Origin of the sequence: Paenibacillus sp. FSL R10-2778 (genome assembly GCF_038593035.1) — a bacterium.
GTDB lineage: Bacteria > Bacillota > Bacilli > Paenibacillales > Paenibacillaceae > Paenibacillus_AQ > Paenibacillus_AQ odorifer.
This window is the reverse complement of sequence record NZ_CP151956.1, coordinates 4,533,210-4,555,356: the sequence shown is the minus strand read 5'-3', so window position 1 is coordinate 4,555,356 and position 22,147 is coordinate 4,533,210. Positions and strand designations below refer to the sequence as shown.

The 22,147-nt window shown below is 41.1% G+C and carries 21 protein-coding genes; 16 read left to right on the top strand and 5 right to left on the bottom strand.

Translation table 11 applies throughout. The annotated features are described in order from the left end of the window. Positions 1-188 precede the first annotated feature (188 nt). Positions 189-2,051, bottom strand: coding sequence for a rhamnogalacturonan lyase (locus NST40_RS20605; RefSeq protein WP_342409964.1), 1,863 nt, complete (start codon positions 2,049-2,051; stop codon positions 189-191). Positions 2,052-2,207: 156 nt separating this feature from the next. Here NST40_RS20605 and NST40_RS20600 point away from each other — a divergent pair, with 156 nt between their 5' ends. Together NST40_RS20600 and NST40_RS20595 are read left to right on the top strand one after the other, a co-directional pair. Next, on the top strand, positions 2,208-3,251 hold the full coding sequence (locus tag NST40_RS20600; RefSeq protein WP_342409963.1) for a phosphotransferase: 1,044 nt from the start codon (positions 2,208-2,210) through the stop codon (positions 3,249-3,251). A gap of 136 nt (positions 3,252-3,387) precedes the next feature. Next, entirely contained in the window at positions 3,388-4,140 is a 753-nt protein-coding gene (locus tag NST40_RS20595) for a hypothetical protein (RefSeq protein WP_342409962.1), read from the top strand. 23 nt (positions 4,141-4,163) lie between these two features. Here NST40_RS20595 and NST40_RS20590 read toward each other — a convergent pair whose 3' ends face one another. After that, positions 4,164-5,429: an MFS transporter gene (locus NST40_RS20590; RefSeq protein ID WP_076190596.1), complete on the bottom strand. Its 1,266-nt coding sequence runs from the start codon at positions 5,427-5,429 to the stop codon at positions 4,164-4,166. A gap of 48 nt (positions 5,430-5,477) precedes the next feature. Continuing rightward, positions 5,478-6,389 (bottom strand): LacI family DNA-binding transcriptional regulator, encoded by a 912-nt coding sequence (locus tag NST40_RS20585; protein ID WP_342409961.1) that lies wholly within the window; start codon positions 6,387-6,389, stop codon positions 5,478-5,480. Positions 6,390-7,029: 640 nt separating this feature from the next. Between NST40_RS20585 and NST40_RS20580 the strand changes: the two genes are divergently transcribed. After that, the gene (locus tag NST40_RS20580) at positions 7,030-7,581 is read left to right on the top strand and encodes a polymer-forming cytoskeletal protein (protein ID WP_076183054.1); all 552 of its coding nucleotides are present in this window, start codon (positions 7,030-7,032) and stop codon (positions 7,579-7,581) included. 620 nt (positions 7,582-8,201) lie between these two features. Beyond that, a complete protein-coding gene (locus NST40_RS20575; protein ID WP_036688955.1) occupies positions 8,202-8,447 on the top strand; it encodes a hypothetical protein in 246 nt (81 codons plus the stop codon). A 62-nt stretch (positions 8,448-8,509) separates the two neighbouring features. Here the strand turns inward: NST40_RS20575 and NST40_RS20570 are convergent, their stop codons facing one another. Beyond that, the gene (locus tag NST40_RS20570) at positions 8,510-9,127 is read right to left on the bottom strand and encodes a histidine phosphatase family protein (protein WP_076276100.1); all 618 of its coding nucleotides are present in this window, start codon (positions 9,125-9,127) and stop codon (positions 8,510-8,512) included. A 158-nt stretch (positions 9,128-9,285) separates the two neighbouring features. On the opposite strand from NST40_RS20570, the gene NST40_RS20565 reads away from it, so the two are divergent. The 9 genes from NST40_RS20565 to rbsB all read left to right on the top strand — a co-directional run bounded on the left by NST40_RS20565 (position 9,286) and on the right by rbsB (position 16,559). After that, positions 9,286-10,188 (top strand): LysR family transcriptional regulator, encoded by a 903-nt coding sequence (locus tag NST40_RS20565; protein WP_312148331.1) that lies wholly within the window; start codon positions 9,286-9,288, stop codon positions 10,186-10,188. Positions 10,189-10,248: 60 nt separating this feature from the next. Beyond that, entirely contained in the window at positions 10,249-10,437 is a 189-nt protein-coding gene (locus tag NST40_RS20560) for a DinB family protein (RefSeq protein WP_342409960.1), read from the top strand. Next, entirely contained in the window at positions 10,438-10,716 is a 279-nt protein-coding gene (locus tag NST40_RS20555) for a DinB family protein (protein ID WP_342409959.1), read from the top strand. A 147-nt stretch (positions 10,717-10,863) separates the two neighbouring features. Further along, positions 10,864-11,844, top strand: coding sequence for a LacI family DNA-binding transcriptional regulator (locus NST40_RS20550; RefSeq protein WP_076127368.1), 981 nt, complete (start codon positions 10,864-10,866; stop codon positions 11,842-11,844). Between the two features lie 27 nt (positions 11,845-11,871). Beyond that, the gene (gene rbsK, locus NST40_RS20545; protein ID WP_076127398.1) at positions 11,872-12,750 is read left to right on the top strand and encodes a ribokinase; all 879 of its coding nucleotides are present in this window, start codon (positions 11,872-11,874) and stop codon (positions 12,748-12,750) included. 2 nt (positions 12,751-12,752) lie between these two features. Beyond that, entirely contained in the window at positions 12,753-13,148 is a 396-nt protein-coding gene (rbsD, locus tag NST40_RS20540) for a D-ribose pyranase (RefSeq protein WP_342409958.1), read from the top strand. A gap of 21 nt (positions 13,149-13,169) precedes the next feature. Beyond that, complete coding sequence (locus NST40_RS20535; protein WP_076190602.1) at positions 13,170-14,651, top strand: sugar ABC transporter ATP-binding protein; 1,482 nt, start codon at positions 13,170-13,172, stop codon at positions 14,649-14,651. 2 nt (positions 14,652-14,653) lie between these two features. Next, a complete protein-coding gene (gene rbsC / locus NST40_RS20530; RefSeq protein WP_076127362.1) occupies positions 14,654-15,622 on the top strand; it encodes a ribose ABC transporter permease in 969 nt (322 codons plus the stop codon). Between the two features lie 13 nt (positions 15,623-15,635). Then, positions 15,636-16,559: a ribose ABC transporter substrate-binding protein RbsB gene (rbsB, locus tag NST40_RS20525; protein WP_339187698.1), complete on the top strand. Its 924-nt coding sequence runs from the start codon at positions 15,636-15,638 to the stop codon at positions 16,557-16,559. Between the two features lie 69 nt (positions 16,560-16,628). On the opposite strand, the gene NST40_RS20520 is transcribed toward rbsB, so the two are convergent. Beyond that, complete coding sequence (locus NST40_RS20520; RefSeq protein WP_342409957.1) at positions 16,629-18,494, bottom strand: LTA synthase family protein; 1,866 nt, start codon at positions 18,492-18,494, stop codon at positions 16,629-16,631. A 206-nt stretch (positions 18,495-18,700) separates the two neighbouring features. Between NST40_RS20520 and NST40_RS20515 the strand changes: the two genes are divergently transcribed. The 3 genes from NST40_RS20515 to NST40_RS20505 all read left to right on the top strand — a co-directional run bounded on the left by NST40_RS20515 (position 18,701) and on the right by NST40_RS20505 (position 21,061). Continuing rightward, positions 18,701-19,249 carry a sigma-70 family RNA polymerase sigma factor gene (locus tag NST40_RS20515; protein WP_342409956.1) on the top strand — a complete coding sequence of 183 codons (549 nt, stop codon included), beginning with the start codon at positions 18,701-18,703 and terminating at the stop codon, positions 19,247-19,249. Beyond that, positions 19,239-20,531, top strand: a complete 1,293-nt coding sequence (locus NST40_RS20510) for a DUF4179 domain-containing protein (protein ID WP_342409955.1) — start codon at positions 19,239-19,241, stop codon at positions 20,529-20,531. Before NST40_RS20515 ends, NST40_RS20510 begins: the two co-directional genes overlap by 11 nt. Positions 20,532-20,599: 68 nt before the next feature. Beyond that, the gene (locus tag NST40_RS20505; protein ID WP_341003167.1) at positions 20,600-21,061 is read left to right on the top strand and encodes a hypothetical protein; all 462 of its coding nucleotides are present in this window, start codon (positions 20,600-20,602) and stop codon (positions 21,059-21,061) included. Positions 21,062-22,147: the final 1,086 nt, after the last annotated feature.

The window sequence follows — 22,147 nt, the reverse complement described above, 5'->3', positions numbered from 1 at the left end:
CCAGCACTAAAACCTATCCTATATGCAATAATAACCACTCAATGCGAAGGCATTAAACAATTAAAAAAACTATTAACGCACCTCGATCATTGCTGATGCTGGTATAAACCGAACAAAAAAGCAGTTGCCCCGGCACATCCGGATAACAGCAATTGCTTTTTTGTTCACTTACTGATTCTTTAGAAAGCTTACGGCACTACGTAGATATTGGGTTTAGACACAGTGGCCATACCGTTGCCTAGGAAAAATCCTGTGTGCGGAGGTTGATTGTAAGCTGTATTCTGCCAGGCAATGCTTAACCGATATACTGGATCATGCATTAAGGTATATATTTTATTAGTGGTGATGTTCGTAGTTGTATAGATTCGTAGAGCCGAGTTATCGGACTTTCTCCAGATAGCCTCTTCGCGCCAGTCTCCAAGCAGGTCGGCCTGTAGGCTTGGCGTTGCTTTGGTACTATTGTTGGATGCTACGCTCGCTCCGGTTAATAAATTGGTAACGGAGTTGCTTGCAGGGTTCCATTTATCAATCTTGACACCATCCAGCAGTTCGCGGGACAAGTCGCCATCCCACCAGATTCCAAAATTCACAGAAGGCATTGAGCTGCTTATTTTGGTGCCTGTAATGGAGTATAGGCCAACGCCGTGAGCCCATACCTCTTCCCCGGGATAATTGGGATCAATATCGGCAGCCATCCCCCGGCCGGTATCTTTTCCCGTGTATACACCCCATAAGACCGTCCCGTTTGCAGCATCCCATACCGCAGCACCATAGGGAGAACTAGTGTTTTCCATGACTTTAAAAACTTCGAGACCGGGGCGGTTCGGATTTAAATCGCCTACATGCAGCGCGTCTCCATGACCCAGCCCTGTATTGTATAAGGTCGCACCGTTATTATCAATAGTTAAGGCACCATAAATGATCTCATCCTTACCATCGTTATCCACATCGGCAACACTTAAACTATGATTACCTTGACCGGCGGTTCCAGCATTGGTGGAGCTATTGCTATCAAAGGTCCATTTACGGGTCAAAGCACTGCCATTCCAGTCAAAAGCTACAACGACTGTGCGTGTATAATAACCACGTGCCATAATGATGCTTGGATGTACTCCATCCAGATAGGCTACACCTGCTAAAAAGCGGTCTACTCGATTGCCGTAATTGTCACCCCAACTGGATACGGTTCCTCTGGCAGGAACATAATCAATCGTGGTTAAGGTTTTGCCCGTTTGTCCGGAAAATACACTCAGATATTCAGGCCCGGTCAGGATATATCCACTGGAGTTGCGATAATCTGCACTTGTGTTTCCAAGGGTTACGCCAACTCCGTCAACTGTACCGTCTGCTGTTTTGCAGACTACTTCGGCTTTACCATCACCATTGAAATCATAGACTAGAAATTGAGTATAATGTGCGCCAGCCCGAATATTTTTACCCAGATCAATTCGCCATAGCCGAGTTCCATTCAGCTTATAGGCATCCAGATAGACATTGCCTGTATATCCACTTTGCGAGTTGTCTTTGGAATTGGAAGGATCCCACTTCAACACGATTTCATATTCCCCGTCACCGTCTAAGTCGCCCACGCTGGCATCATTGGCACTATAGGTATAACTTACGCCATCTGGCGTAGTGCCGCCAGCCGGAATTTGAATTGGAACGTCCAAATAATTGTTGGCCCATACATTTGCTGCTGGGGAATCAGATTGCTCAATACCGCCAACGATTGCTCGAACTGTATAGCTAGAAGAAGTTGTGCCGGCGTTATCCTGATAATTCGTGCTGTCCGTGATTGGGGTAACGTTTACTTTTGTGCCATTGCGGTATAAATTAAAAGAAACCGACAGTTCTTCTGTTCCGAGTAGCCGCCAGCTCACAAATACACCACTGGATACCTTCACTGCTACTAGTCCCCGATTTAGCTTTTCCGCTTGCCGGGCAGATGCTGCCGACACAGAGGAAAGAGAGCCAAAAGCTGCCGTCCCTAAGGTAAAGACTAAAAACCAAATGATTACAAGATACCCTGATTGATGTAACCGCTTACTCATTAACGAAGCCTCCTTTTCATTTTTGGTTCACGAGGGTTACACAGGATGTCATAGTGAACAGTACATAATATTTCATAAAGATAAAAATATGTTTTAAATTTACTTGAACCATTTTAAATGAGTACGACTTTACTCACACAGAAAGGAATACATAACATGGAAAATATAAGCTATAATTTAAAATTCGCTACACTTTGTGCCAAATATAATCTGGGTCTGTTGATGAATGAACCTGAACCGATAACAGGCGGACTCTTGCACAGAATGTATCGCCTGCAAACGGATAAAGCGCAATACGCAGTAAAGGCCTTAAATCCTCAAATTATGCAACGAGATACAGCAATGTCCAATTATATTTTTTCTGAAATGGTTGCGAATCTGGCTTATCAAAAGGGAATCCATGCTGTTCCGGCAATTGTATCTAATGGCAGTAGTATGCACGAGGTTGAAGGGCAATTTTATTTATTGTTTCCATGGGTTCAGGGGAAGGCATTACCTTTAGATGAAATAGATTTAGATTGTTGTAAAAAGATTGGGGCAATTCTTGCGCAGCTCCACATCATCGATTTCTCACAGGGAACGGATGATCATCACTTTGAAACGCTTAAAGCGTCTAATACTGCAGTTGCCAATTGGAAAGAGCTTGCTCTCAAAGGAGAGCAGCAGAGTGCAGAATGGTCAAGCTTGCTGGCAGATCACCTGCATAAGATAGAGAATTGGGAGTCATTGATTCATTCATCAGCGAGTCTATTGACGAATCATTATGTTATCAGCCATCGGGATTTAGACCCCAAAAATGTCTTGTGGGATGAGCGGAAAGTTCCAATAATAATCGATTGGGAAGCAGCAGGACCTATTCATCCGACGTTAGAGCTGATAGATGTAGCTTTATATTGGTCAGGTTCTGAATCGGGAGATTTAAGCAAAAAGGCATTCTCAAATTTGATTAACAGCTATCTGGAGCATGGCGGAGAGATTTATGCGGATTGGCAGGTTGTGCTCAACTATGGCTTTTTGGGAAAATTAGAATGGTTAGCTTACAATATCAGACGTTCGCTAGGACTGGAGAGCTCGGATGACGCAGAACGGGAGCTGGGTACTTGTGAGGTAATCCGTACGATTAATGCATTACAGAACTACGCAGATTTTATTCCACAATGTTTATTATGGTTGGGAGATTTAGAGGAAGGTAGTGCCTAATCTATTAAAGGAGAACTTATTTATGAATGTTGTTAACGCTATGATGGAAGATATAAATGGATGAGTGTGCTCCGATGGACCGGAAGGGGGTTCACGCCAAAAGTTTAAACTGACTGTACGTTAAAAAGGAGGACTTATGAAGAAGTTTATAGTTATATCTGGCGTCTCGCTATTTTTGTTGGCGATTTCTTTTAACCCATTGTTCAACTATATACGTGAGTACATAATCTCTGATCAAATTAATCAGCGTTATGAGATAAAGCATGCTGAAAAAGAAAATAACCCAATAAACGTACAAGAGATAACGGTTGATGATAAGAATATTAAAATCAGGGAAGAAAAAACAGGCAGGAAAGCAGATTTGACCCCATGGGATGAAGAGGAGAAGGTCCCGCCTGGTGATATTGTCAAAGTTCAGTTCTTATTAAATGATCAAAAAATCTCCACCCCTGATGAAATATGGCTATCCAATCGGGACAGAGGCAGCAGGTATTTTTCGTGGATAGATATTCTCACAGTAAAGGACCGAAAGACTGGTGAGAATCAAATAAATATAGTCCAAAGACTGACCGACGATAGTCAACCCATGGAAACAAGAAAATGGAAAATCATCACGATTGCACAAGACGGAGAAGTAGACGAAGAGGTTCTCAGCTATGCGCAAAGAAGCAACAATCATTTAGGCGTCAAGCTAATCGAGTTCTCCGGTACCTCCCTTATGGGTATGGGCTATTATTCAGATGTTACTAAGGCCTATCCTAGTATTTTCTTCCCACTCCTATTTCCGTTTTTAACTGGAATAGCGGGTCTCCTGTTATTGATTTTTCTGGTTGTTTTATTACTGTTTGAGCTTCATCTTAGACGCGTTATTAGAAAAAGAGGGCGATAAAGAACACAGGATACGTTCTGAAATTACTTGTAGTTTCGAATTACCTTTAATTTAGTGATAGTTGATAAGGCAAACAGCAGCAGTAAGACTCCGATTGAACCCATGACAGGACCAGGGCTGAAGAGATCAGACAAGGATGAGACAGCAGTAAGACCAATGGATGGGGCTACACTCATGATAGAACCTAATACACCGAACACCCTACCTTGGAGGTCTTCTGAAACTTCCAGCCTAAGGATTGTATTAATCAGCAACGTGCAGAATGAGAACATGAAGCCAATTACAAGAATGATAGGAATGGCAATCGCAGCGGAAGTGACGAATGATAACAGGAGGTACAGGGGACCGAGACATAGCAGTCCAGTCATAATAAGAAATCCTCTATTCTTCAATTTGGAGCCGAGCAGTAAGATCAGACCGGATCCGATCATATAACCAAGTGGAATACAGGCTTCAATAAGTCCAAACTGAAAGGGAGTGGAATCCCACACGTTGACAGCCATAACCTGGGTCAACATCAGGGAGGGGACAAAAAATAAGGTTAAGGTAGGAAGCATAATCATAACGGCGCGTGCAAAAGGGTACCTCCAAATATAGCGAATTCCATCGATCAAATCCTGTGTGAATTTCCGTTCTTTCTTGGGCACGTTATTTAATTGAGTTGGCAAAGGAAGGGAACGGACCGCTAACACGAGCAGAAAGGAGAGGAAGAATGTAGCTCCATCAAATAAAATAGCGTCGGCTGCTCCAAAACTCGCTACGAAAATCCCACCGGCGGAATAACCAATAGTCCGGCAGATGTTTTCAGACAAGTTCAACAGTCCTACCGCTTTTTGTAGATGTTCTTTACCAACAACAGTAGTGATAGAAGCTTGGTATGCCGGGGACTGGAATAAAGCTGAAATGGTCGTAAGACCCGTCAGTATGGCGACGATAATGAACGAAGTAGAGGGCAGGGAAATGGCTAAAGCTAGCGTCACTACGAGTCCGCAACTTATCAGATCTGTGATCAGCATGAGGGTTCGACGATTGACCCTATCCGCAAAAGTTCCCCCTATCGATCCGAGCAAAGAACTAAGCAATAAATTGATTATCGTGATGATGGCAATCATTTTGGCGCTGCCGGTCGTTTGCAGTACCCATAAACTTAAAGCAATACTATGAAAAGTGTTACCGAACAAGGAAATGGAGTACGAACTGAGTAGCAGCAGGAATCTCCGATTTCCCCAAAGAGAGGGATGAGCTTGAACAGCAGAGGGAACTTGTTTCACTAATACAGGACCAGGCATAAGTTATGCTCCTTTCAACTTAAACGCTTAAGTGAATAGCCAAAAAAATTATTCTACAAAATAACAATTATTTTCTTGTGCGGAGTAGTCAGAATGATGCAATAATTTGTCCATGAGTTCAAATGCAGTAGCCGCTTTATCCCCTGTGAAAATGAATTTATGAACGTCATCGCCTAATATTTCCGGACAATTGCAGGTGCAAAGAACAGAGAGTTGTTCGAACCTCCCGTTTTTTCCAACGTAACTTCCAATAAACTCATTAATGACAATAGCCTCTTTATAGCCCCCCTCCTGTAAGAATGTATTTAATTCCTCCAAATTGACAACGGTGAATATCGCTTCTTCAGGTAATGGAAGACTGTCCTGAATAAAGCGGGTGAGGAAAGAATTATTGAAGCTCTCCATAATTAAACATACCTTTGAAAGGTTCTGTGGTTTTACCTTTTGCAGAGCTGCTCGATAGTTGAAAAGGACTTGCTTAAAGAGTTTATCTTCAATCATGCTGTCGATCAGAATCAAAGGAATTCCTTCTACAAAATGTGTAGAGATCGAATAAAAGGCTTCCTCACGCACATCGATCAGAAATACAGCCTCCAGTTTTCTTTCTACGATAATATCCAAAGAAGGCTGGTCAACATCAAGTGAATATAGCAGCGTATGGTAACCAGCATTTGTTAACCGTTGTTCCAAGGCATGTATAAATGAGAACTGGGCATGGAGCTTCCAGTGTGGGGTATGGACTGATGTGTTAACAAGCACACCGACCAATCTTGTTTTCTGATTCGCAAGTGAACGTGCTGCCAGATTCGGTATGTAATGCAGTTCCTCGGCAAGCTGAAGAATCTGCTGGCGCGTTTTCTCAGGAATGGTTTGGTTGCCGACACGATTCAGAACATAGCTCACTGTTGCGACGGAGACATTGGCACGAAGTGCGATGTCCTTCATGGTTGTCTTTTTCACCAGTAAATAGCTCCCTTATCCTTGTGATATTTTCTAAAGATTAACATTCTGATTCTAAAGCGTCAATGGGGGGGAGTGAGCAGTCAGATGACCCTGTTAAGTAGCTAGAAATGGAAGAATGTAGCCCTTGAGATTCAACTCTGGGAAGATCTGCTTGATAATCGTCTTAAGCTAAATTATACGAAACAAGCTTTATGCAAAAGCTGAAAAAATGCTTATTAACCCAATGGTCATCCTTCCGCTGTATTATTTTTATGCTGGAGTTTTGCATAAACCTAACATTAAAAAAGTAAGTGTAGAGTATGATGGTTCCATATCTTTTTCAAGAGAATATCTAATCTAAAGATTTATAGTAATAAAGATTATGAGGATACTTCCGCAGTTATTGGGAGTGTCCTTTTTGTATGGAATTAAGCACCTTTGTGACCTTTCTTAAAATTTGGGTAAATAAGTATTAAGATCCATGAACCTAAAACGGGCAGCGAGATGAGGTGTTACTTATGGATACGATTCCGGATGGAAAGGAGTGATCTTTGTGAAACCGCTTCAGATAACGACACAATATTGTGAAAATTTTCACCTGTTTATTAAAAATTTTAATATATAATTAATTTATAATCAAAAACAAGGGGGATTTCAAATGAAGTTATTTAAAATGATGTTAGTAGCAGGCGTCTCGGTTGCAGTCTTGTCTGGTTGTGGTGCGAATAATAATAATGCGACTAATTCGGCGGCTACTACGGCTCCAACTACAGAGCAAACGGATGCAGTTACTACAGCTTCAATCGTAAATCAAGCAGATGCGTTTACCAAGGCTGTAAGTAAAGATGGAAACTGGATTATTGCCATTCTAAATGATGTGACGATTGCCCAAGATGTTGTTGTTGAAGGCGAATTCCATGATAAAGGGGCCGCAGACGGCGATATCTACCGTAAGATTGCTCTTTATGCCCAAGATGCTGATCACAAAGTTACTGCCAATTACACACTCACTGTACCTAAGTTAACTGTACAAAGTGAAAATTTACGGGTTCAAGGCGGAACCATTAAAGGTGATGTTTATGTAGAAGCGAACGGATTTAATCTGCATGAAACCTCGACTATTGATGGCAATCTTTACTTCGCAAACGAAGATGTGAAAGCAACTGCAGGGATTGAAGGTAAAGTAACTGGGGCAACTGAAGTTAAATAAGTTAGTGATGATTTCGATTAGGTAGATGTAGAAGTTGAAGGACTAAATAGATAGAATTATCCGGATAGGTTCAGGAAAATGGAATCAGTATGAATGGGCAAACTCATAATGGACTACACCCCATCTAATTACCATATGAGAGCCGACGGAAGCTGTGAAGTAACAAGTAATGGAGTATTGAAGTGTACAGTAGATGGTTTTAACTGTATTTTGTACAACTAAAATGCTCAAAATGCTCGGCCAATGAAAATAGCTGTATTTAGTACATCTATTTTCTTGATTTAATACTCTACAGGCTATTTCTTAAGTTTTTAATTGTATAGAATACACTTAAAGTTAGAATTAGCCCTTGTGGATATGGAATAAGTGTATAAAATGCAGTTATCTTACAAATTTCAACAAGATAGTGCGTTACAACGGAGTGGGTATCCGAAAGCTACGAATGATTAAGCTTAGCTCGTAACCTACTCAAGCAAACCACCGCAGACCCAAAACACCAGGCAGTGAACCTCCAACGGAGAATCGCTGCCTGGTTGTTTTTTGTGGATGAATATATGAACTATTGTTGATTTTCTTCATATTGACTTATAATATTACTACCACTACTAGGAGGAACACATATGTCTAAGGAGTATTCGCGCACATATATTGAGAGCGTAAAGCTTGAAATGTTAAATAGGTTGGGATTAAAGCAGGTGTTCTTCAAGGAGCAAATAGGGGATAGCTTAATTTTTGAAGCTGTGGGCTTTGATAAAGGGGCAAAACACCGCTTTTGCGTTAGACCAAAGACGAAAACGATTGATGAATTCATTTCAGGCAAATGGATGAAGGTCCGCAGTTTTATAATCAAAAGTGTGGATATTTAATGTTGAACCCTATAAAGGTAGCCCCGTTAATCGGAGTTACCTTTTTATTTTTTGACCCATAGTCATTGATAATGTGAAGTATCTCCATACAGATCAATGGTTGTATTGTTATCAGTTAGGGTTACTTTACATAATGCTGTAGAGAGAATATCCGGTAACTCCCCAATTTCCTGCAATGATTTATTGAGAAAATAAGCCATAATGACTTTTAAAGTCATCCGATGCGTGACGATGAGCACTTCTAGCCCTGCGTTATCGTTTATGATGCGCTCTATTGTCGGCACTACTCTTTGTTCAAGCTGCTTGTAAGTTTCACCTGAGGTTAGAGGAATATATAGATCGGGTCTGGTGAAAAAATGGGAATATTGTAAAGGAGATTCTAGTTGTATCTGATCCGTATTCATTCCTTCCCAGCTCCCCATGTTAATTTCCATTAAAGAAACTTGCTGATGAATAGGTAAACTCCGCTTTCCCCGTAAAATCTGCGCAGTATGCAATGCTCTTGGACTAGTACTAGAATAAATTGCGCCTAAGTTTTCTACTTCCAAACGATCTCTTAACCATTCCGCCTGCTGTTCGCCCAAGGCTGTAAGCGCAGAATTTTGATGCCCTTGCATTCGTTTTTGTAAATTCCATTCTGTTTGCCCGTGGCGGGTTAAGTAGAATACTGTCTTTGTCATTAACGTGACCTCCCTTATGAATAGTTGTAAGTATAAGATAAATAAATATAAATAAACAATATATAATAGTTAACATCCATAATGTATAGTTATAGTAAAATAGCTGAGGATAAGCGGCGAATACAGATATTATTTTATAAAGTGAGGAAGAGTTGACGATGAACTATCATGTATTAAAATTGTTTTATTACGTTGCGATCACAGGTAGTGTGACCAAAGCCTCTGAACGTTTGCATATCAGTCAACCCGCTATATCAGCTCAAATCCGTAAGTTTGAACGGGAGAATCATATTTTATTATTTGAAATTAAAGGAAAGAGGATGGTGCTCACCCCTTTAGGAAAAAGGTTAATCGAACCTCTTGAGAAGTTTTTTGCCATGGGTGATCAAGTCCAGCAAATCATTGAAGACTATCACAAATTTCCTGAGGGGAATCTGCGGATTGCAGGTAATTATTTGGCGACAAGCATCCTCATTCCCCGGTGGGCGTCATTATTCAAACAATCTTTTCCGGAAGTTAACATTCAGATCACTACTACTAATTCTCATGGTGTCATGGAAAAATTAAATAATTTTGAAGCAGACGTGGCGATTTACAGTGATATGGAGTTTCCTTCGCATAATACAGGAGTGTTCGAACATCGGGAGTTATATAGGGACGAGTATGTATTCGTGGTTTCTTCCCATCACCCTATTGCCAATCAGCAGGCTAGCTTTGAAGAAGTAATGTCTGAAGCATTTATTATGAGGGAAGAGGGCAGTGCAGCCAGAGAGCGGCTTGTCCGGTTGTGTGAAGAAAGAAGTGTACAGCAGCCAACGATTGGGCTTCAATTTAATGGAGTGAATGAAGTTATTCAAGCTGTCATTGCCGGTTATGGAATTAGTTATGTATCCGCTTTGTTGGCGAAACCTTATCTTGATCAGGGAACATTAGCTAAAATAGCAGTAGAAAATGTAGTCTCCAAGCATTCGATATGGATGGGCTACAGAAAGAAGGAACTTCAAGAAAGTTATATGCAGTCGTTTATTACGCTCGTTATGAAACAATTAAGTATAAAATAATATTAGGAAATTAAAGATAATCTTATGGTAAACTATGGATAAAAATTAGGAGGGGTCATAATGGATCAAATTGTATTCAAACAAATTAAGTTTGTGCGTAGTGTTACTGTGCGTGCTGTCGAGGGACTATCTGAGGGAACTTTGAATAGCATTCCAGAAGGGTTTAATAACAATATCCGATGGAATTTGGGACATATTTATTTGGTGCAAGAGAAGTTTGCCTTTCATTCTGCTAGGGAGCTTATGTAATTGCCGGCAAGCTTTGAACGCTTATTTGCGAAAGGGACTAAACCAGCCGAGTGGAATGAGGAACCGCCAACGCTTGAAGTTTTACTTGAGATGCTTACGGAGCAACCCAAACGGATCCAGGAAGCTTTTCACAATCGCTTAAGTGAGCAAGTAACCCCTCTTACAACAGGAAGTGGATTAACCTTAAATTCAATCGGTGAATTCATAAATTTCACACTTTACCATGAAGGTATGCATTTCAATACAATAAAATTATTAAATCGCTTTGCAGATAAATAAATTCAAATAACAAAAGATATCGATATATAGTTGGTATCTTTTGTTAGCTTTATGATCGAAAAAAAGATTTGTAAATGAAAAGGTTATGTGATAATCTAATTTATGTAATACATGTAACCGGTTACACATTGGGGGATGAATGAAAGAATGATGACGATCAAAGATGTCGCAAAAATAGCTGGAGTTTCGGTAGCAACAGTCTCACGGGTTATAAATGAATCTGGATATGTGAATATCGATACTCGCAAAAAGGTTGAGGCAGCGATCAAAGAAATGAATTATACCCCTAATGAGGTTGCAAGATCATTATACAAGCGGAAATCTAAATTAATCGGGCTGCTCTTGCCTGATATTACTAACCCGTTCTTCCCGCAGTTAGCGCGGGGGATAGAGGATCGGATGCAGGAGCAAGGTTATCGGATCATCTTTGGCAATAGTGATGAGAACGAGGACAAAGAGATGGATTATATTCAAACCTTTATCCAAAACAATGTCATTGGCATGATATCGTCAACCAATTTCCCTGAGAGTGACGTTTATTCTAACTTGAAGATTCCGGTCGTATTTCTGGACCGTACTTCTAATGATAGCCCTTCCGTATACGCAGATGGCAAAAAGGGCGGACGTCTTGCAGCACAGGAGATTATCGCACGGGGAAGCAAAAAAATTACAGTGATACAAGGACCGGCGCATATCAAACCAGCACAAGATCGATTTCTTGGGGCGATTGAAGTCCTTAATGAAATGGGAATCAGCTATAATGTGATCGAAACTTCATCCTTCTCCCATACAGTAGCAGAACAATGGGCAGTGGAGTTATTTGATAAATATATAGATACGGATGGCGTAATTGCCAGTAATGATATTGTGGCGACGGCAGTCATTCATGAAGCGCATCGTTTAGGTAAAAGAGTGCCGCAGGATCTGCAAATCATCGGATTTGATGATATCCCGCTCAGCAGCTTGTTGTCACCTGCTTTATCCACCATTCGCCAGCCGGCACATGATATGGGTAGAGAAGCAGCGGGTTTACTTATTAAGCTAATTGAGCAAGATAAGGTGGAAGAGAAGATTATTCAACTACCCGTTAGCTTTGTGGAGCGGGAAACTACAAGAAGTAAAGAATAGATGACAACATGAGAAAGGTTGATGAATATGGCTAAGATATGTGTAATTGGCAGCTGTTCAATGGATTTAGTAGTGACTTCGAATAAGCGGCCTCACGCGGGTGAGACTGTGCTTGGAGAACAATTCTCCACCGTTCCGGGCGGTAAGGGTGCGAACCAAGCCGTCGCTGCTGCCCGACTAGGAGCAGAAGTTACGATGGTTGGTTGTGTAGGTGATGATTTCTATGGTACCGCTATCATGGATAATCTGAAAAAGAATCGCGTTTTTACCGCCAATGTGGAACCGGTTACACATGTCGAAAGTGGAACAGCTCACATCATTTTAGCGGAAGGCGATAACAGCATTATCGTTGTAAAAGGAGCCAATGATTTAGTTACTCCTGCATTGGTTGAACGGGCACTTGATAATATTAAAGGCTCTGACATGGTATTAATCCAACAAGAAATTCCGGAAGAGACGGTGTCTTATGTAAGTGAGATTTGCTATAAATTCAATGTGCCTATGTTGCTTAACCCAGCACCTGCTCGGCCTATCAGTGAAACGATTATAAACAATGCCACCTATTTAACTCCCAATGAACATGAATGTGCAATATTATTTCCTGAGATGAGTACTGCTGAAGCTTTACGCAAATACCCCAATAAGTTATTTATAACCGAGGGCAGCAATGGTGTGCGTTATTACGATGGTAAACAGGAAGTTTTAGTTCCCACCTATAAAGTGAATGCTATAGATACCACTGGAGCAGGAGATACTTTTAATGCGGCATTTGCTGTTGCTCTAGCCGAAGGCAAGTCTATTCGAACTAGTGTAAAGTTTGCCAATCGCGCCGCTTCTTTATCCGTCACAAAATTTGGTGCCCAAGGTGGCATGCCAACAAGAGTAGAGGTGGAGGTGAGTCTTTAATTATGAAAAAACAAGGAATCTTAAACAGTCATGTTTCCAAAGTGCTTACTGACTTAGGCCACACCGATACGATTGTCATTGCTGATATTGGATTACCCGTTCCATCTGGTGTTCCAAAGATTGATTTAGCGCTTAAATTGGGAGTTCCCAGCTTTCAAGAGATTGTCGAAATCATATCAGAGGATATGGTCATAGAGAAAGTTATCGTGGCAGAGGAATTAGCAGCAAAAAATAAAGGCACTTCTGAATACTTGAATGACAAATTTAAGGAAATACCTATAGAGGCGATTTCACATGAACAATTTAAATTGTTAACCCGGCATGCGAAGGTCATCATTCGTACGGGGGAAGCTAAGCCGTATGCAAACTGTATTTTACAAGCCGGGGTCTATTTTTGATAAAAAGGGGGTTCAAAGCATATGCACATTACGATGAAGGATATTTATAAATCTTTTGGGGCTAACCGTGTGTTGACGGGTGTGGATTTTGAGCTGAAGGATGGTGAAGTTCATGCCCTAATGGGAGAGAATGGCGCAGGAAAGTCTACTCTGATGAACATTTTGATTGGACTGCATCAGCGTGATCAAGGAACCATTAGTATAGATGGTCAGGAAACATACTTTAACAATCCCAAAGAGGCTGAACGTTATGGGATCGCTTTTATCCATCAGGAGTTGAATGTGTGGCCGGATATGACAGTTCTAGATAATCTGTTTATTGGTAAGGAACGAACCTCCAAACTAGGGATCTTAAATATGAAAGAAATGAAAGCGTTAGCAAATGAACAGTTTCGTAAGCTCTCCGTAACGATTCCCTTAAATCAAGAGGCGGGGGAATGTTCGGTAGGGGAGAAACAGATGATTGAGATTGCAAAAGCGCTTATGACTCATGCAAAAGTTATCGTCATGGACGAACCGACAGCGGCATTAACCGAACGGGAAATCCAGAAATTGTTCGAAGTCATAACTTCCCTTAAAAAGGAAGGCGTCTCCATCGTGTATATTTCGCACCGGATGGAAGAGATTTTTACGATATGTGACCGAATAACGGTCATGCGAGATGGGAAAACAGTAGACACGAAGCCCATTCCAGAGACTAACTTCGATGATGTAGTTCGGAAGATGGTAGGGCGTGAATTAACCGACCGGTTTCCTGAGCGTACCTCCAAACCCGGAGAGGTTGTTCTTGAAGTTAAAAATGCCACGAAAAAAGGGCAATTTAAAGATGTTAATTTCTCCGTTCGTTCGGGTGAGATCTTAGGTTTCTCAGGATTAATGGGATCTGGACGAACAGAAATGATGAGAACCTTATTCGGATTGGAATCGTTAGACCGTGGTGAGATTATGGTGCGAGGAGAAAAGGTCACGATTCGAAATCCCAATGATGCGATGAAGGCGGGGATAGGATTCGTTACGGAGGACCGTAAAGATGAAGGGTTAGTGCTTGATTTCTCTATTCGAGACAATATGGTGCTTACAAATTTATATAGCTTCGCTCCTAAGGGTGTAATCAATGATAAAAAAGAACAAGAATTTGTAGACATACTTATCAAGCGGCTGCACATCAAGACACAGTCTTCCTCCACTTTAGTCCGGAATTTATCCGGGGGGAATCAACAAAAGGTGGTCATCGCCAAATGGATTGGGATCGGCTTAAGTGTGCTTATCCTCGATGAACCTACCCGTGGAGTGGACGTAGGAGCTAAACGGGAGATCTATCAGCTCATGAACGAATTAACAGAGCGTGGAGTCGCCATTATCATGGTATCGTCAGAGCTTCCTGAAGTCTTAGGAATGAGCGACCGGATCGTAGTGGTTCATGAAGGGGAAATTAGTGGAGAGCTATCACAACAAGAAGCTACGCAAGAAAAAATCATGACGTTAGCTACAGGGGGGCAATAGTAATGACAACTATCAAAGGTGAGAGAGAAAATAAAGGTTTTCAAATCGGGCAAATTACACAGAAGCTAGGTCCATTACTAGGGCTGATTATTCTAATTGTTATCGTTACGGTGTTGAACCCAAGCTTTATGGAGCCCCTTAATATCCTGAACTTGCTTAGACAAGTTGCCATAAATGCGCTTATCGCTTTTGGGATGACCTTTGTTATTCTAACGGGTGGTATCGATTTATCGGTGGGTTCTATTCTAGCCCTATCCAGTGCCTTCACAGCTAACCTGATGTTGTCTGGTTGGGATCCTGTCTTAGCCATTATTGTAGGTTGTTTAGCGGGTGGCGTGATGGGGATGGTTAACGGACTGATGATTACAAAAGGTAAAATGGCGCCATTTATCGCTACGTTGGCGACCATGACGATTTTCCGGGGATTAACACTTGTATACACAGACGGTAATCCGATCACAGGTCTCGGAGACAGCATGACCTTCCAATTGTTTGGCCGTGGATATTTACTGGGAATACCTGTACCTGCTATAACAATGATCATCGTCTTCGCAGTCTTATGGGTTGTATTGCACAAAACTCCATTTGGTCGTAAAACCTATGCCATTGGTGGTAATGAAAAAGCATCTATTATTTCAGGGATTAAAGTCGACCGCATTAAAATAATGATCTATTCATTGACCGGTATGTTGTCCGCATTGGCAGGAGCGATCCTGACTTCCAGATTGAACTCAGCGCAACCCACAGCAGGCACATCTTATGAGTTGGATGCTATCGCAGCTGTAGTATTAGGCGGTACGAGCTTAACTGGTGGTCGTGGACGTATCGTGGGCACATTGATTGGTGCACTGATTATCGGGATTTTGAACAATGGATTGAACTTGCTCGGCGTATCCTCTTTTTACCAAATGGTGGTCAAAGGGATCGTTATTGCCATTGCCGTACTCATAGACCGTAAGAAAGCCGTATAAGGGGGATTCCAACATGAAAAAGTTAACTTTGATTCTTACTTCCTTACTATTAATTCTCATGACAGGTTGTTCCTTGGAGCCTCCAGAGTGGGCTAAGCCTAGCAGTGGTGGAAGCCTGGAGAATATGAAGATTGGATTATCCATATCTACATTGAATAACCCCTTCTTTGTATCCGTTAAAGATGGTGTTTTGGCCGAGGCTAAGAAGCAAGGCTTGGAAGTCCTTGTCATTGATGCCCAAAATGATTCTGCTAAACAAAGTAATGACGTCGAAGATTTGATGCAAAAAGGTGTGAATGCGTTATTGATCAATCCAGTGGATTCATCAGCGATCTCGACGGTAGTGCAAACAGCTAACAGTTTAAATATTCCCGTCGTTACGTTGGACCGTTCCGCAGATCAAGGGGATATCAAAGCTCTTGTTGCCTCTGATAATGTAAAGGGTGGCTCTATGGCAGCAGAATATATTGTAGAGCAGCTTGGGAAAGGTGCAAAGGTCATCGAGTTAGAAGGATCCCCAGGAGCGTCAGCGACTCGGGAACGCGGTAAGGGATTCCATGAGATTGCGGACAGCCAGCTAGAGGTCATTGCTAAGCAAACAGCTGATTTCGACCGCACGAAAGGCCTGACCGTTATGGAGAACCTTCTACAAGGAAATCCTGGCGTACAAGCAGTTTTCGCTCATAATGATGAAATGGCGCTAGGTGCTATTGAAGCGATTCAAAGTTCAGGCAAGAATATCCCTGTGATTGGTTTTGATGGAAATGAAGATGCACTTAAATCCATCGAAGCTGGTAAATTAACAGGAACCGTTGCGCAGCAGCCTGAATTAATTGGCCAACTAGCCATTCAAGCCGCTAAGGATGTATTAGAAGGCAAAACCGTAGAGAAGCTGATTGCGGCACCGCTTAAACTAGTTGTTAAAGAGTCAAAATAATAATCATTATAGAAAAAGACTGCGCTCACCGATTTGGTGAGCACAGTCTTTTTTGCTATACATTGCAGCTTATTCTTCAATAACTCTATCCGGTAGCTGTGTAACATAGCTGTCTGACAAATGGAGCAGCTGTAAGGCACGCTCGAATTCGTCTTCTGTGGATTGCAGAGGTTGGTTGCCGTTACCAGATAAAGTATAATGCTGGCCATCCTCGAAGCCACTGCCGGATAAGAAGAGCTCTTCGTTATTTACGAAAGATCCTGTAGGCAAGTAATACCGTTGTGGTAGTAAGTTATAAGTTGATTGATTCAAGAGATCTTGTCCGAAATGAATATGATCTGCAAGAGAGACACCCAATAAATTAGATACGGTAGGTAAAATATCCACTTGCCCGCCTAGTTGTTCTTTTACACTAGGAGTTGTAATCCCTGTCGCTGACATGATCAACGGAATATTAATCAATTCACGTTCCGAATATTCATGGCCGAGAATCTCTTCCAGTAGGAGATGATCATCCTCTTTTAGAGAGAAGATAGGCAGTCCACGATGATCCCCGTACAATACGATCAAGCTGTTATCCCACACACCGTTTTGTTTGAGATCATCGATAAAAAGTCCCAGCGCATAATCAGCATAATTCTGAGCCCGAATATAATCGCCAACAAGCGTTCCTTCGAATCGCTCTGGAAGTGTCATTTTGTATTTATCCTCTGGGATGGAGAACGGATTATGAGATGACATCGAAATTACATGGGAGTAGAAAGGTTGCTCATTCTGATCCATTCTTGCCAGCTCTGCAGCTGTTTTTTCATACAAAACTTCATCAGAAGCGCCATAGAATACAGTGTCTTCTTCCCCGAAGTAAGTTTTATCATAATAACGATTGAATCCCAAAGCACTATAAAGCTCACCACGGTTCCAAAAGTCGACTTCGTTCGTATGGAATGTTGCCGTATCGTAACCTTGTGCTTGCAGCAGCTTGGGTAAGCTTGGAAGCTCTTTAGGAGCGTACATTTGGGTAGCTGGACCATCAGGGGGTACATAAAAAGAAGTGTTCACAATAAACTCTGCATCTGAAGTGTTGCCTTGTCCAACCTGCTGGTAGAAACGCGGGAAGTAGAAGCTGCTGGCGGCAAGCTTGTTCATATTTGGTGTGATTTCTTGTCCATCAATCTTTAGATTGATTAAGAAGTTCTGGAAAGACTCCATTTGCAGAATGATTAGATTTTTTCCTTTGGCGGCTCCAAATAAAACCGGATTAGAGCTAGCTTGAATTCCTTTAGTTTTATCAATAGTGGATTGCGTAATCTCAGAAACGTCAATTTGTTCTTCCTCTTGATCAGCTAGCAGAGAGTAGGCTTCATAATTAAGAATGCCCATTTGTTCCGCTTTAATCGTTTCGTTCATACTGGCACGGTTTGGAAAAATATTCATTGCACAAATGATGATGGAAATACAGAACAGGACTGCCACCGCTTTACGGTTACTTTTGCGCGACATGGCTTTTTTCCAATCCAGCGCTTTCTGTTTTCTAAACATCACCAAGCTGATGACAATGATATCCACAAAGATAAGCATATATTGAGGACGAAGGACCGAAAATATACTTTTCTTTACGGCTCCCACTTGTTTGACCTGATCTAATACTTGCGAAGTAGCAATGATGCCAAAATGATTATGATATACAATTAATGAGAAAAATAGAGTAGTAATCAATACATTGACAAGCATGTAAATTGCAATTTTTCGTTTCGTAGCGAACCATTCAATCAAGCAAAAGACTAGAAGTACAAAAGGGATTTCTTTAAGCCAAGTGGTCCAAGTAGGGCCATCTTCAAATAGAAAATACCAGGCAAAATAGCTTTTAACAAGCATAATGAGAGAGAAGAATAGCAGGGATCTTTTACTAAGTGTACGAGGTTCTTTAAACGGCATTGCTTATGCCCATCCTTTTCTTTTTAGATTAGTTCATTCTATTACATTGAAGCGTTTAAAATCAACTAGATTTGGGTATGTCTGAGTGAAAATTTCCTGAATATTACAGTTTAGGTGGATTGAATAGTTCACGATATATAAAAAAAATTTATGAAGATGAACTTTTTACAGTGCTCCTGACTCATATAGGGGAGAGAGGTGAAGGCATGGATGTTGTTCGATTGGTGAAAAAAGCTAAAAAGGGAAATAAAGAAGTTTTGCTGCAATTAATCATGTATGAAAAGGATGTTTTTTATAGGCTTGCGTACAGCTATATGGGAAATGCGCATGATGCTATGGATGCCATGGAGGAAATGATAGTTACGTTATACGAGAAGATTGACCAACTTAAGAAAGAGGAGTCTTTTTACAGCTGGAGTAAGACGATTTTGGTAAACGGCTGTAAAAGGCAACTTCATAAGCGAAGCAAGCTGGTGTTATTAGAGGACTGGAGCATCACTGACGAGAAGGAAAAAGCCGATGTTACATCAGGCGATCCTTATCATAAAAGTGAACAGCAAATGGATATGCAGGCGTTATTGTTACATGTGAACGAGCAGCAAAGAGAAGCAATTCAATTGAAGTATTTTCATGATCTCGATTATCAAACGATAGCTGAGATCACACAGGTCTCGATCGGAACTGTTAAATCAAGGATCTACAATGGATTACAAACGCTGAAAAATCATTACAGAGGTGATGTTTATGAACAATAACGTCGAACAACGATTAGTGGATGAGAAGAGGAATTTAGAATCCATAACTGCACCTGAGGGTTTAGAAATGAGATTAAGAAATGCTTTAGACTCGGCACCTCCAAAAAGAATAAAAAGAAAAAGCTCGCCCCTCTGGAAGATTGCAGCCGTCATTATATTAGTGATAATAGTTTCTGGAAACAGTTATAATGCCTTCGCTTATTATGGAAAAAAGTTATTTGGTTTTGATGAGGTGTTAGAGGGAACTTTACAACAACTCAATGAACAAGGAATGGGACAAAGCATAGACAAAAAGACGACGTTAGCAGATGGAACAGAACTTACGATTAACGGAATTATGGCAGATGCCAATCAATTTATTGTGTATTACACGTTAAACAATCCTAAGGGACTAGAGGAGACGGGAGATCATTTTAGTCCTTCAAAAATAGAAGGGTTTCTCACGAATTCCAACATAAGAAGCGGCGTATCTTTAATCAACGACGAACATACAGAAATAAAAGGCACGATGACATTTGATAGCGTAAGCCCATTCTCGAAAAAACTAACACTTCATTACTGGGGACCTCCACAGAAAGGGCAGATGAGTGAAGGGAGCATAACGTTTTCTTATAATCCAAATCAAGCGATGGTGACTCAGATCAAACAGTCGATTAATAAAAAGGTCAAAGCCGACAAAGGATCAATTACCTTCAAGTCGATCACGGCCACACCCACCATGACTGTGATTAAAGGGAGTATGAATGTCGAGAATTTCGATCGAATAAGATTAGGGTTAGAAGGCATTCAATTAATTGCCAATGGAAAGCCTGTAGAAATATTAGGTAGTAGCAATAAAACCTCGCTGGGTGGGAGATCATTTGATATTCGTTATGACACCTTGCCAAAAGAATTACATTCATTGCAGCTGGTTGTTAAAGAGTTTGTTGGATATCAGAAGCTGGAAGAGAAGTATCCTCTAAATGCTGATAGTAATGAGCCGATTCTACTAGGGGATAAAGAATTATGGATTAAAGATGTGACCAAGACCGCTCAAGGGATTGAAATAACTATTGCTACAGATGAGGATGTAATGCTGGATGGTGTGTCTATAGAAAATGCTGACGAAAACACGGCTTTAAAAACAACAATTAATCAAAAAGAGTCAGAACAAACGAACGGTAAACTCATGAAGGAACGCACCTTATTATTTGATACACAAACGAAACCTGAAAGTATTCTGATAGAAGGAATACATTATATGAAGGAATATAACAAGGTCATTGAGATTCCTGTGGATTAAAAAGAAGTGCCATATCCATAATTTATGAAATATAGTAAGCTATAATAGTCTGAGAAAGTGAGGGGGTTATGGAAAATATAGGTGCTTATAAGGTGAGTCGTCCGTCGTTAATGTCGCTTCTGTTTTCTATGATTTTTTCAAGTGGCATACTATTGTTAAATACCAGAAATAATATGGAGTATAATGTATTACTTTATTTTGGTTATATATGGTCGGCTTTCTGTCTGATTGTTGTAATCATATTGCTCTATAGGATCATTACGATTAGAAAGTTCATTGAGGTTCGAATTCATCCGGACGCTATAATAGTAGAAAACAAAGAAATTCAAGCGAATCAAATTGATAATATTTATGTAAAGGGCTATTTCATACCCGTAATAGGCATTAAACCTGTAGATCACAAATTTCCTCCCTATAAATTATGTTTTAGTTTTCTTGACGAAGAATACAAGGGAATGAAAGAACTAACCGCATGGGCCGAAAGTAATCAGATTAAACTATCTAAAAAAAGATTTATGAGATGGCTTTAACCGGGCTTTTACCAGTCCACCATACCGCGCTTTATGCGCACAGCGGAAAGGATGGGTGTCCTAAAAGCCGAAAATGGCTGCTGGGGCACCTCATTTTTTTTGCTCCATCATCGTCCCCCAAACGTTGCTCGTTTTCTCCATCCGCGAATCCTGAAACTTCGTTTGCTTCCTCCATCATCAAGAACCCTCTACTTTTGTCACCTCCGCTATCCCCCAAAAAAAAACTACACTTTCTTCGATCACATTTGCACACCCGTAAGCATCTATCGGACTCAGATGACCCTTAGACGCGTCATATCCCACTTTTGGAATTCTAACGGACCGCATAGTCGCTATTGGCCTGAAAAACACCCCGAAAGCAGCCTTTTCAGGGGAATAACTTCACTGGAGTCCGAAACCTTGCTCCAAAGCCGAAATATTCGCAAATAACGTCATCTGGGTCCGAAAGTAACCATCTTCCATCATCGAATTCCCAAACCTCGTTCGCTTCCTCTATCCACGAATCCTCATACTTCGTTTGCTACTGCTATCACTGATTTTCCAAATCCCGCTGACATTCTCCATCGTAGACCCCCAACCTCGCTGATCTATTCTCCCTCACCGATTTCTCAAAGTTGGCTCACTTCCGCTATCATCACCTTTAAGCCACACTTTCTTCGATCACGTTTGCGCGCCCGGAAGCATCTAACGGACTCAGATGACCCTTAGACGCGTCATATCTCACTTTTGGAATCCTAACGGACCGCATAGCCGTTATTAGCCTGAAAAACACCCCGAAAGCAGCCTTTTCGGGGGAATAACTGCACTGGGGTCCGAAACCTTGCTCCAAAGCCGAAATCTTCGCAAATAACGTCATCTGGGTCCGAAAGTAACCGCCATCCATCATCGAATCCCCAAAACCTCGTTCGCTTCTACTTTTGGAGTTCTGACTGCCGTATAGAGACTGATTACGCCAATACGCTAATAGGTAGAATGAATGATAAATCCTTAGTTTTTTGTTGCAAATACAACAATTATGTTATACTATTTTCCTGTCACATCTGCATAACACCATATAATTAGAGCTCGAAATAAGAGTTTATTTGT